The sequence below is a fragment of the Kitasatospora sp. NPDC091257 genome (genome assembly GCF_044757675.1).
GTDB classification, from domain to species: Bacteria; Actinomycetota; Actinomycetes; order Streptomycetales; family Streptomycetaceae; genus Kitasatospora; species Kitasatospora lactacystinica.
On the sequence record NZ_JBIVVI010000143.1, the window covers coordinates 1 to 11193 of the forward strand.

At 74.0% G+C, this 11193-nt stretch carries 11 protein-coding genes; 1 reads left to right on the forward strand and 10 read right to left on the reverse strand.

Annotated elements, in window-relative coordinates:
* Positions 1-159 precede the first annotated feature (159 nt).
* The 4 genes from ACIQOV_RS09550 to ACIQOV_RS09565 all read right to left on the reverse strand — a co-directional run bounded on the left by ACIQOV_RS09550 (position 160) and on the right by ACIQOV_RS09565 (position 3049).
* The gene (locus tag ACIQOV_RS09550) at positions 160-894 is read right to left on the reverse strand and encodes a tyrosine-protein phosphatase (protein ID WP_401046779.1); all 735 of its coding nucleotides are present in this window, start codon (positions 892-894) and stop codon (positions 160-162) included.
* A gap of 9 nt (positions 895-903) precedes the next feature.
* Positions 904-1557: a TetR family transcriptional regulator gene (locus ACIQOV_RS09555; protein ID WP_401046782.1), complete on the reverse strand. Its 654-nt coding sequence runs from the start codon at positions 1555-1557 to the stop codon at positions 904-906.
* Between the two features lie 107 nt (positions 1558-1664).
* Entirely contained in the window at positions 1665-2564 is a 900-nt protein-coding gene (locus ACIQOV_RS09560; protein WP_401046784.1) for an aminoglycoside phosphotransferase family protein, read from the reverse strand.
* 92 nt (positions 2565-2656) lie between these two features.
* Complete coding sequence (locus tag ACIQOV_RS09565; protein ID WP_359912243.1) at positions 2657-3049, reverse strand: PPOX class F420-dependent oxidoreductase; 393 nt, start codon at positions 3047-3049, stop codon at positions 2657-2659.
* Positions 3050-3227: 178 nt separating this feature from the next.
* Between ACIQOV_RS09565 and ACIQOV_RS09570 the strand changes: the two genes are divergently transcribed.
* A complete protein-coding gene (locus ACIQOV_RS09570; protein ID WP_401046786.1) occupies positions 3228-5699 on the forward strand; it encodes a Tex family protein in 2472 nt (823 codons plus the stop codon).
* A 101-nt stretch (positions 5700-5800) separates the two neighbouring features.
* On the opposite strand, the gene ACIQOV_RS09575 is transcribed toward ACIQOV_RS09570, so the two are convergent.
* From ACIQOV_RS09575 to ACIQOV_RS09600, 6 genes are all read right to left on the reverse strand, one after another.
* The gene (locus tag ACIQOV_RS09575; protein WP_401046789.1) at positions 5801-6223 is read right to left on the reverse strand and encodes an SHOCT domain-containing protein; all 423 of its coding nucleotides are present in this window, start codon (positions 6221-6223) and stop codon (positions 5801-5803) included.
* A 97-nt stretch (positions 6224-6320) separates the two neighbouring features.
* Positions 6321-6905, reverse strand: a complete 585-nt coding sequence (locus tag ACIQOV_RS09580; RefSeq protein WP_401046791.1) for an NUDIX hydrolase — start codon at positions 6903-6905, stop codon at positions 6321-6323.
* Complete coding sequence (locus tag ACIQOV_RS09585) at positions 6902-8062, reverse strand: type III polyketide synthase (RefSeq protein ID WP_401046794.1); 1161 nt, start codon at positions 8060-8062, stop codon at positions 6902-6904. Before ACIQOV_RS09585 ends, ACIQOV_RS09580 begins: the two co-directional genes overlap by 4 nt.
* A 118-nt stretch (positions 8063-8180) precedes the next feature.
* On the reverse strand, positions 8181-9389 hold the full coding sequence (locus ACIQOV_RS09590; RefSeq protein WP_401046797.1) for a cytochrome P450: 1209 nt from the start codon (positions 9387-9389) through the stop codon (positions 8181-8183).
* 189 nt (positions 9390-9578) lie between these two features.
* A complete protein-coding gene (locus ACIQOV_RS09595) occupies positions 9579-10295 on the reverse strand; it encodes a response regulator transcription factor (protein WP_359915336.1) in 717 nt (238 codons plus the stop codon).
* Positions 10292-11125: a sensor histidine kinase gene (locus ACIQOV_RS09600; protein WP_401046800.1), complete on the reverse strand. Its 834-nt coding sequence runs from the start codon at positions 11123-11125 to the stop codon at positions 10292-10294. The genes ACIQOV_RS09595 and ACIQOV_RS09600 overlap by 4 nt, the downstream gene beginning before the upstream one ends.
* Positions 11126-11193 lie beyond the last annotated feature (68 nt).

Consider the following 11193-nt stretch of genomic DNA (forward strand, 5'->3'; position numbering starts at 1 on the left):
GCCGGAGGAGGGGCCGGGCCCCGCTCCGGCAAGGGCGGCAGCCGCCCCGCCCGGGGCGGACGCCGACGCTAGGGCGGCTCTGACACCTCCGGAAGCCCCGGCGGGCCGCTGCCGCGCCGGACGTCGGGCCGACCGACTTCCCGCGCGGGGAGGCGGGGCTCAGCCGGTCAGCAGGCGGGCGCGCAGGGCGGCGGTCTGCTCCCGGTCGATGCCGAGGGTGCCGGTGAGGTAGGCCTCGACCGAGCCGTAGCGGTCGGCGAGGTCGGCGAGGGTGAGCCGGATGACGGCCTCCGGGGCGCGCCCGAAGGCGGGCCAGCGCAGGGTGCGGCCGGGGTGGGCGGCGTGCCAGTCGGCGACGAAGTGCGGGGTGGCGAGCTCGGTGAGGGCGAAGTCGGCGGCGATGTCGTCCTCGCCGACGCCGAGCAGGGTGAGCAGCAGGGCGGCGATCAGCCCGGTGCGGTCCTTGCCGGAGGCGCAGTGGAAGACCACCGGGGCGTCGGCGGCCGTGATCACGTCCAGGGTCTGGCGGATCTCCTTCACCCCGTCCTCGGCGACCTCGGCGAAGCGGTCGGCGAGGTAGCGCCACGGGTCGAGCTCCGGGTCGATCTCGGCCTGGTCGTACGGGCGGTGCTCGATCGAGAGGTTGTGGTACTCCAGGCCCTCGAACGCGGGCACCCGGCCCTTGGCGGCGATCTCCCAGGGGTAGCGCAGGTCGATCACGGTCCGCACGCCGAGGGCGTGCAGCCGGTCGAGGTCCGCGGGGGAGTCGAGCTTGCCGAGCGAGTCGGAGCGGTACAGCAGCCCCCACCGGACGGAGCGTCCGCCGGCGGCCGCACAGCCGCCCAGGTCGCGGAAGTTGTGCAGGGCATCGAAGGAGTGGTGACGCGTCGTCATGCGCGCACTCTAGTCAGCGGCGGGCCGCTCGCCGCGGGGTGGGCCGTAGCCGTGGGCGAGCAGGTCGAAGGCGCCGGTGGCGTCCCCGACGGCCTCGGCGTACAGCTCGTCGGCGGTGCGGCCGTCCCGGATGCGGCGCCAGTTGTGCAGGGCGAGGACCCGCTGGGTGGCGGTGACCTGGGCGGCGAGCAGGGTGGCGGTGAGCTCCTGCGGCCCGGGCAGGCCGGGGCTCGCGCGCAGCGCCTCGGCCAGCGACCGCTCGGCGCGGGCCACGTACTCGCCGACCCGGGCGGCCAGGCTGGGGGTGCCGTGGACCAGGCCGGTGAAGGCGAGCACCGCGGGGTGGTCGTTGAGGCCGGTGACCGGGTCGCGCCGGGTGAGCCCGGCCAGGAAGTCCCGCAGCAGCGCGTCGAGCACCGGTTCGCCGGGCGGCCGGGCGCGGACCACCTCGGCGGCCTGTTCCTGGTGGTCGGCGAAGCGGTGGACGACCAGGTCCTCCTTGGTGGGGAAGTAGGAGAACAGCGTCGGTTTGGAGACCTCGGCGGCGGCCGCGACGTCGGCCACCGACACCCGGTCGAAGCCGTGCTCCAGGAACAGCGCGATGGCCGCCTCGGAGATGGCCCGCCGGGTCCGCTCCTTCTTCAGCTCCCGCAGTCCCGTCATGCGCCTCAGGCTAGCAGCGGGGATTGACCGGGACAGGTTTTGGACCCGGTCCTCCGGCGGGCGTGTCCCGGCCCGGGAGTGCCGCCACCGTGCACGGCGGACGGAGCCTAGGCGCTGCGGTCGGCGAGCACCTCGCGGACGACGTGGCGGGCGTTGGCGGTCAGCGCCTGGTCGGTGTGGCGGTAGTACGGGATCGTCACCAGGGCGATGGAGAAGGCCCAGGCGCGGCCGCGGGCCCACATCGCCTCGTCCGCGCGCAGGGCGGCGCGGAAGGCCGGCCGGGCGGCGGCGGGCAGCAGGTTCCAGGCGACGATCAGGTCGGCGGTCGGGTCGCCGACGCCCATCAGGGCGAAGTCGATGACGGCGGAGAGCCGCCCGGTGGGGGCGAGCAGCAGATTGCCCGGGGTGAGGTCGCCGTGCATCCAGACCGGCGGGCCGGCGTACTCGGGCAGCCGAAGCGCCTTGTCCCACAGGGTGGTTGCGGCGCCCGTGTCGATCGAGCCGGAGAGCTGGGCGATGGCCGCGCGGGTGGCACCGTCCCGGGAGGCGAGCGGGGCGCTGCGCTGGGAGGGCGGGGCGCCGGCCGGGTCGACGGCGCGCAGCGCGTTGACGAAGCCGGCCAGGTCGCGGGCCAGGGCCTGGGGCGCGGCCAGCGCGTTGACGGCCGGGTTGGCGCCGTCCAGCCAGTGCAGCACCGACCACTCCCACGGGTAGCCGGCGGCGGGCCGGCCGACCGCGAGCGGTGCCGGGACGGGCAGCGGCAGCCGCGGCGCCAGCCGGGACAGCCACTGCTGCTCCCGCCGCAGGCCCCCGGCGGCCCACTCCACCCGGGGCAGCCGGACGGCGAGTTCGGGCCCGAGGCGGAACATCGCGTTGTCCGCCCCGGGGGCGGGGACCGGGGTGATCGGAAGGCGCTCCCACTGCGGGAACTGGACGGAGATCAGCCGACGGACCAGGGTCGCGTCGACCACCGGCCCGTCGGGGTGCATCCGGGTGGCAGCGCACATGCCCGGCAGCGTACAGCGCTGGTCGTTACCGTTCAGCCCGATTCCCGAACTGCGCACATTCCGAAGGCCATTCGAAAGCGATCAGCGGACGTTCAGTCGAAGGTGACCCGCACCCCGATGGTGCCACCCTTGCCGAAGCGCAGCACGTTGGCGGTCAGCGCCACCGCGCACAGCAGCCCGTACTTGCGCCGCAGTAGCTTCCGGTAGGCGGGCGCCCGGTCCGGGTCCAGCACCGCGGCGGCCGGCACCTGGGCGCCGAGCAGGTTCCCGCGGATGTCGCTCGGCCCGACCAGCACGTCCGAACGGTTGCGCAGGCGCTTGACCTTGCCCGTCTTCGTGACGGTGGTGAAGACCAGCGCGTCACCGTCGCGCGCGACCCACACCGGGGTGGCGACCGGAGTGCCGTTCCTCCGGTACGTGGTGAACAGCAGGTACTTGGCGGCGGCGAGCCGCTCCAACTCGGCGGCGGCATCCAGAGTGTCCATGTCCGCCAGCCTAGGAAGCGGCAACTGGGCGCCGCTCAAGCCTCGGTGGAGCCGCCCGGCACGGCGCCGGACGGCGCGCCACGCCCGGCCGTCCCGGGTGCGGCCGGGCGTCGTCGTCGGCACCTGCCAGAATGCAGGGCGTACGGCGCAAGCACTGATGGAGAAGGTGACCGGCTTCGTGACCACGGCAGTCGAACAGGTGGCCCGGCAGGCCCAGCAGGCGATCGAGCGGAAGATCGCCGAGGAGCTGGGTGTCCGCGAGGGGCAGGTGAAGGCTGCCGTCGACCTGCTCGACGGCGGCGCGACCGTCCCCTTCGTGGCCCGCTACCGCAAGGAGGTCACCGGTTCCCTCGACGACGCCCAGCTGCGCGCCCTGGAGGAGCGGCTGCGCTACCTGCGCGAACTGGAGGACCGCCGGGCGGCCGTCCTGGAGTCGATCGAGGCCCAGGGCAAGCTGGACGACGCGCTGCGGGCCCGGGTGCTCGCCGCCGACTCCAAGGCCCGGCTGGAGGACATCTACCTGCCGTTCAAGCCGAAGCGGCGTACCAAGGCGCAGATCGCCCGCGAGGCCGGCCTGGAGCCGCTCGCCGACACCCTGCTGGCCGACCCGGGCCAGGACCCGGCCGCGCTGGCCGCGCGGTACCTGAACGAGTCGGTCGCGGACGGCCCCGCCGCGCTGGAGGGCGCCCGGGCGATCCTGGTCGAGCGCTTCGGCGAGGACGCCGACCTGGTCGGCTCGCTGCGCGAGCGGATGTGGACCCGCGGCCGGCTGGTCGCCCGGGTCCGCGACGGCAAGGAGGGCGACGGCGCCAAGTTCGCCGACTACTTCGACTTCGCCGAGCCGTACACCAGGCTCCCCTCGCACCGCATCCTGGCGATGCTGCGCGGCGAGAAGGAGGAGGTGCTCGACCTCGACCTCTCCCCGTACGACGGCGAGTCCGAGGGCGACCTGCCCGGCGAGAACGACTACGAGCAGCGCATCTCCGCCCGCTTCGGCATCGCGGACCGCGGCCGCCCGGCCGACAAGTGGCTCGGCGACACCGTCCGCTGGGCCTGGCGCACCCGCATCCTGGTCCGGCTCGGCATCGACCTGCGCGCCCGGCTGCGCGCCGAGGCCGAGGAGGAGGCGGTGCGGGTCTTCGCCGCCAACCTGCGCGACCTGCTGCTCGCCGCCCCGGCCGGCACCCGTGCCACCATGGGCCTGGACCCGGGCTTCCGCACCGGCGTGAAGGTCGCCGTGGTGGACGCCACCGGCAAGGTCGTCGCGTACGACACGATCTACCCGCACCAGCCCGCCAACAAGTGGGACGCGGCCCTGGCCACCCTGGCCGCGCTGGCGGCGAAGCACGGCGTCGACCTGGTCGCGATCGGCAACGGCACCGCCTCCCGGGAGACCGACAAGCTCGCCGAGGACCTGCTGGGGCGCCACCCCGAGCTGAATCTCACCAAGGCGATGGTCAGCGAGGCCGGCGCCTCGGTGTACTCGGCCTCCGCGTTCGCCTCGCAGGAGCTGCCGGAGCTGGACGTGTCGATCCGCGGCGCGGTCTCGATCGCCCGCCGGCTCCAGGACCCGCTGGCCGAGCTGGTCAAGATCGACCCCAAGTCGATCGGCGTCGGCCAGTACCAGCACGACCTGAGCGAGGTGAAGCTCTCCCGCTCGCTGGACGCCGTGGTCGAGGACTGCGTCAACGCCGTCGGCGTGGACGTCAACACCGCCTCGGCCCCGCTGCTCACCCGGGTCTCCGGGATCACCGGCACGCTGGCCGACAACATCGTGGCGCACCGCGACGCCAACGGCCCGTTCCGTACCCGCAAGCAGCTCAAGGACGTCTCCCGGCTCGGCCCCAAGGCCTTCGAGCAGTGCGCGGGCTTCCTGCGCATCCCCGGGGGCGCGGACCCGCTGGACGCCTCCAGCGTGCACCCCGAGGCCTACCCGGTGGTGCGCCGGATCCTGGCCGCCACCGGAGGGGAGCTGCGCGAGCTGATCGGTAACGGCGAGCGGCTGCGGGCGCTGCGTCCGGCGGACTTCGCCGACGACACCTTCGGCGTCCCGACCGTCACCGACATCCTCGGCGAGCTGGACAAGCCGGGCCGCGACCCGCGCCCGGCCTTCCGCACCGCGACCTTCAAGGAGGGCGTCGACAAGATCGGCGACCTGGAGGTCGGCATGGTGCTGGAGGGCGTGGTCACCAATGTGGCCGCCTTCGGCGCCTTCGTGGACGTGGGCGTCCACCAGGACGGGCTGGTGCACGTCTCGGCGCTGTCGAAGAACTTCGTCAAGGACCCGCGCGAGGTGGTCAAGCCCGGCGACATCGTCAAGGTCCGGGTGCTCACGGTGGACGTGCCGCGCAAGCGGATCGGGCTGACCCTGCGGCTGGACGACGAGGTCGGGCGCGAGCGCGGCGGCGACCGGGGCGACCGGGGCGACCGCCAGGGCCGCCCGCCGCGCCAGGAGCGCCGCGGCGGCGGTCAGGGCAACCAGGGCGGTCAGGGCGGCCGTGGCGGCCAGGACCGGCGCGGGAGCGGTGACCGGGGCGGCTCCGGCGGCGGTGCGCCCGCCAACAGTGCCATGGCGGACGCGCTGCGCCGCGCGGGCCTGACCGGCGGTGGCGACGGCGGCTCGGGCGACCGGCGCTCCGGGCGGCGCTGAGCCGGGACGGACGGATCACGGCCGGGGCCGGTCGACGCGTACCACCGCGTCGACCGGCCCCGGCCGTGCGACCGTCCGGATCGTCGTGACCGTCCGGACGTTCAGGCCAGGACCTTCTCCTTGGCCTTCTGGTACTCCTCCTCGGAGATGGCGCCCTTCTCCTTCAGGTCCGCCAGTTTCGCCAGTTCGTCGGCGTGACTGCGGCCGGCGGCCTCGGGCCCGGACGTTGCCGCGTCCCGGACGTAGGCCTTGAAGGCGGCCTGGTTCTCCTGGGCCTGTTGGAGGTCGCGTTTGGTCATCGATTGCCCGCGGGCGATCAGGTACACCAGGACGCCGATCAGGGGCAGGATGATCACCAGGACCAGCCAGCCGGCCTTGCCCCAGCCGCTGAGGTCGTGGCTGCGGAAGATGTCCGTGATGATCTTGAAAAGCAGGAAGAACCAGAGGACCCAGAGGAAGAACTCCAGCATCGTCCAGAAGATGCTGAGCACCGGGTAGTCCACGGCCAGTGAAGTGGTGTCCATGGCTGAGTAATACCATCACAAAACGGACATCTTCACTTGATGTTCCGCCATTCAAGTGACCTTCCACAGCCGCGGGAACGGCCGTCGGGCCGGGCTCTCAGCCCAGGCCGGCCTGCCGGCGCAGTTCCACCGCCAGCGCGACCAGCTCGCCCCACCAGGCGTCGTGCCCGGTCAGCAGCAGCCGCTGGGCCTCCGCGGGCGGCACCGCGCGGACCTCGACCACCTGCTCGCCGTCCGTCGGGTTGGTCGGCGCGGAGTCCAGCGTCACCTCGCCCCAGCCCCACAGCCAGGCCTTCTCCGGGTGCGGCTGCCACGGCCGGTAGGGCGTCGGGTCCTCGGTGCGGCAGCGGTGCGCGCCCAGCCAGTGCGGCTCGCCGAGCAGCCGGGCGCCCGCCTCCTCGCCCAGCTCGCGGGCGAGGCAGGAGGCGATGCTCTCGTCCCGCTCCCGGGTGCCGCCGGGCAGGAACCAGTGGTCCCGGTCGTCCCGGCAGAGCACCACCCGACCGTCCGCGAAGCCGACCAGGTGGATGTTGGTGACCAGCGCGTCCGGCGGCAGCTCGGTGGAGAACTGCGCGTCGAACCGCCCCCAGCTCCAGTACTGCGGTGCGTGCAACGCCGGGAACCTCGCGGCGAGTTCGGCGGCTCTGGCGGAGGTGTCGGCGCGGTCCGTGGTGTCAGTCATTCGGCGATGGTAGTGCCGGCCGGGAAACGGCGGGGGGCGGTCGGATGGACGAGGGCAATGTCGGAGGTGGAGATGGCTCGCGGGCGGCGAGGGCGTGGCGCCTCGGCCGGTGCGCCGACCCAACTGCCCAGTGAGATCTCGGCGGTGATGCCCGGTCCGAAGCCCGCGATCAGTCCGGTGGTGCCCTCGGGCGCGCCGCCGTCGGCGAACAGCCGGGCCAGGGCGTCGAAGACCACGGCGCTGGCGATGTTGCCGCGCTCGGTGAGCGTCGCCCGGCTGTAGCGGAAGGTGGCCGGCTCCAGGTTGAGGTAGCGGCACAGGTCGTCGAGGATGCGCGGGCCGCCCGCGTGCACGATGTAGAAGCCGAGCCCGGAGACGTCCCAGCCGTGCTCCCCGGCCAGGGCGCGCAGCGCGGGCGCGAGCATCTCCATGGTGCCGGGCACCCGCTTGTCCAGCTGGAAGTGGAAGCCGGTGTCCTTGACCCCGTACGAGATCCAGTCCTCGGTGTGCGGGACGAGGTGCGAGCCGTTGCGCTCGACCTGTACGCCGTACCCGCCGTTGTCGCGCATCACCACGGCGGCGACGGCGTCCCCGAACAGGCCGTTGGAGAGCAGCGAGCCGACGCCGAGGTCGGTCGGCTGGTAGCAGAGCGAGCAGAACTCGCAGGCGACGATCAGCACGTTGGCGCCCGGGTAGGCGCGGCAGAAGTCGTGCGCCCGGTTGACGGCGGCGCCGCCGGCCGCGCAGCCGAGCTGGGCGATCGGCACCTGGCGGGTGTCGGCGCGGAAGCCCATGGTGTTGATCAGCCAGGCGGTCATCGACGGCATCATGAAGCCGGTGCAGGACACGTAGACGATCAGGTCGATGTCCCGGGCGGTCAACTCGCCGTGGGCGAGGGCGCGTTCGACCACTTCGGGGACGCGTCGCTTGGCCTCGCGCTCGTACACCTCGTTGCGGACGGTGAAGCCCGGGTGGGTGAGGGTCCGCTCGATCGGCTGGACCAGGTGCCGGGTGCGCACCCCGGTGTTCTCGATCAGCCGCAGCGCCAGGCCGAGCTGGGGGTGGCCGGCGTGCAGGGTGCGGGCCAGGTCGAGGGTCTCGTCGAGCGTGATGACGTGCTCGGGCACGCCGATCGCCGGGCGGCAGAGAGTTGCCATGGGTGGGTCTCCCCTGGGGGCCTGGTGGCAGGCCGGTGGATGCGTGGAGCGGTACGGGCGCCGCGCGGCCGCGGGTGACGGGCGGCGGCGGGCGGGCGGCGGCAGGTGGGGGAGTCGGCTACCAGGCCACCGGCAGGGTGCGCGGGAAGCGCCAGATCGAGCCGGAGTTCCAGTCGAGTTCGGCGGGGTCGACGGCCAGCCGCAGACCGGGGAAGCGCCGCAGCAGGGTGCCGATGGCGACCTGCAGTTCCATCAGGGCCAGGTGTGAGCCGGGGCAGCGGTGCTGGCCGTGCCCGAAGGTCATGTTGACGGGCCCGGCGTCGCGGTCGAGGTCCAGCTCGTCGGGGCGCTCGTAGGCCGCCGGGTCCCGGTTGGCGGTGAGGTAGGAGACGTGCACGGCCTCGCCGGCCCGGATCGGCACGCCGCCCAGCTCGACGTCCTCGGTGGCGACCCGGGCGATGCCGACGCCCTGGCGGAACGGGACGAAGCGCAGCAGTTCCTCCAGGGCGCGCGGCAGCGTCTCCGGCCGGGCGCGCAGCTCGGCGAGCTGCTCGGGGTGGGTGAGCAGGGTGTAGGTGAGGTTGCCGAGCTGGTAGGTGCTGGTGTCGTGGCCGGTGACCAGCAGGACCATCGCCATGACGGTCAGCTCGTCCGGGTCCAGCAGTTCGTCGCCGTCGCGGGCGGTGGCGAGGGCGCTGATCAGGTCCTCGCCGGGGTGGGCCCGGCGTTCGGCGGTCAGCTCGGCGAAGTAGCCGCGCAGGGCGGTCTTGGCGGCCTCCTGGCCGTCCCGGCTGCCCGGGCCCATCCGCATCATCGCCACGGCGTGGCCGCGCAGTTCGGCGCGGTCGGCCGCGGGGACGTCCAGCAGCTCGCAGATGGTGGCGAGCGGGAGACGGTCGGCGAGGAAGCGCATCAGGTCGGCGGGGGCGCCGTGCTCGGTCATCTCGTCGAGGTAGCCGTCGACGGTCCGCTGGGTGGCCGGGCGCATCCGCTCGACCTGGCGGGTGGTGAAGCCCTGGGCGACCAGCCGGCGCAGCCGGTTGTGGGCGGGCGGGTCCATCAGGTTGATCGCCTCGGCCTGGGCGATCGGGGCGGGCGTCATCCGGGGCAGGTCGCGGCCGATGCCCGCGGCGCGGCTGAACCGGCGGTCGGTGGTGACGACCCTGACGTCCTCGTAGCGGGTGGCCAGCCAGGCCTCGCCCTCGCCGTGCGGCAGCCGGATCCTGGCGACCGGGTCCTCGGTGAGCAGTCGCTTCAGGAGGGGGTCGAACTCCAGGCCGTCGGTGTGGTGGAAGGGGCAGTCCCACACGGGGGGGTTGGTGGTCACGGGCCGGTCCAAGTGTTGTCGTCGTGCCGGGGGGTGGCGCCCGAGGTGTGTCGGTCCGGCTCGGGCGTGGACATGCAGATGGTGCCCCATGAATTGGCAAAAAGGGGAATTCGGTGAAGAGTTAACTCCAACGAGTGAGATTCGGATGATAGTCACGCGAATCGGCGCGGATGGGCGGCGAGTTGACGGTCAGCCGCCACCCGGCGCGACCAGCCCGGTCTCGTAGGCGAGCACCACCGCCTGCGCCCGGTCGCGCAGGTTCAGCTTGGCGAAGATCCTGGCCACATGGGTCTTCACCGTCGACTCGCTGAGCGTCAGTTCGCGCGCCAGTTCCGTGTTGGACAGCCCGCGCCCGAGCAGCGTGAGCACCTCCGCCTCGCGCGGGGTCAGCGGGGCGAGGTCGCGGTGCAGCGCCGGGCCCTCGGAGCCCGGGGCCGGGCGCGGCGCGCCGGCCGCGAAGCGCTCGACCAGGCGCCGGGTGATCGAGGGGGCGAGCAGCGCGTCCCCGGTGTCCACCAGCCGTACGGCGGCGGCGAGGTGGGCCGAGGTGACGTCCTTGAGCAGGAAGCCGCTGGCCCCGGCGGACAGCGCGGCGTAGACGTAGTGGTCCAGGTCGAAGGTGGTCAGCATGATCACCCGGCAGCCGGGCACCCGGGCCAGGATGCGCCGGGCGGCCTCCAGGCCGTCCGTGCCGGGCATCCGGATGTCCAGCAGCGCGACGTCCGGGCGGTGCAGCACGGCGGCGGCCACCGCCTCGTCGCCGTCGGAGGCCTCGGCGACCACGTCGATGCCGCGCGCGGTGAGGATCATCCGGAAGCCGGTGCGGACCAGCTCCTGGTCGTCGGCGATCACCACCCGCGGACGGCGCTCCGGCGGCTGCTCCGGGTCCGTGCGGCCCCCCGTCACGGCCGGTCCAGCGGGATCCGGGCGCGGACCCGGAAGCCGCCGCCGATCCGGCGCCGGGCGTCCAGGTCGCCGCCGTACACCGCGACCCGCTCGCGCAGGCCGAGCAGCCCGCGCCCGGCGCCGTCCGGCCCCGGCCCGGCCGGCGCGGCGGGTGCCCCGGAGAGCACGCTCGGGCCGCTGTTGAGCACCTCCACCCGCAGGTAGTGGTCCGCGTAGCGCACCGTCACCTCCGCCGTCACCCCGTCCCCGTGCTTGAGCGCATTGGTCAGTGCCTCCTGGACGATCCGGTACGCCGTCACGTCGATGCCGCCGGGCAGCGGCCGCGGCTCGCCGGAGATCCGCACCTCGACCGGCAGCCCGGCGAAGGCGAACCGGTCGATCAGCGGGCTCAGCCGGCTCAGGCTGGGCTGCGGCGCGAAGCCGTCCGCGGCCGGCTCCTCGCCGCCGTCCGCGGCGGGGGCGAGCAGGCCGAGCAGGTGCCGCAGTTCGGTCATCGCGTCCCGCCCGGCCGCCTCGACCGCGGCCATCGCCGCAGCGGCCTCCTCCGGCATGGTGGTCAGCACCTCGCGCGCAGCCCCGGCCTGCACCACCATCAGGCTCACGTTGTGGCTCACGATGTCGTGCAACTCGGCGGCGATCCGCGCCCGTTCGGCGTCCACGGCGGTCCGGGCGGCACTCTCCCGCTCCCGTTCCAGCAGCCAGCCGCGCTCGCCGACGGCCGCCCGGTGCAGCCGCCGCGCCCGGGCGAGCGCCACGGCCAGCCAGCAGGCCGCCGCGGCCGCCGCTCCGGCCGTCGCGACGGCCGCCCACTCCCACCCCGATCCCCACACGGCACCAGCCTCCCGATCGGAAGAGCACACCTCAGTACACCAGTCACGCGGAGTGAACGGGTATGCCG

Coding starts and splice junctions, on each gene's coding strand:
- ACIQOV_RS09585 (WP_401046794.1), bottom strand. CDS start 8,062: ATGGCAACTCTCTGCCGCCCGGCGATCGGCGTGCCCGAGCACGTCATC.
- ACIQOV_RS09580 (WP_401046791.1), bottom strand. CDS start 6,905: ATGACTGACACCACGGACCGCGCCGACACCTCCGCCAGAGCCGCCGAA.
- ACIQOV_RS09575 (WP_401046789.1), bottom strand. CDS start 6,223: ATGGACACCACTTCACTGGCCGTGGACTACCCGGTGCTCAGCATCTTC.
- ACIQOV_RS09565 (WP_359912243.1), bottom strand. CDS start 3,049: ATGGACACTCTGGATGCCGCCGCCGAGTTGGAGCGGCTCGCCGCCGCC.
- ACIQOV_RS09560 (WP_401046784.1), bottom strand. CDS start 2,564: ATGTGCGCTGCCACCCGGATGCACCCCGACGGGCCGGTGGTCGACGCG.
- ACIQOV_RS09550 (WP_401046779.1), bottom strand. CDS start 894: ATGACGACGCGTCACCACTCCTTCGATGCCCTGCACAACTTCCGCGAC.
- ACIQOV_RS09555 (WP_401046782.1), bottom strand. CDS start 1,557: ATGACGGGACTGCGGGAGCTGAAGAAGGAGCGGACCCGGCGGGCCATC.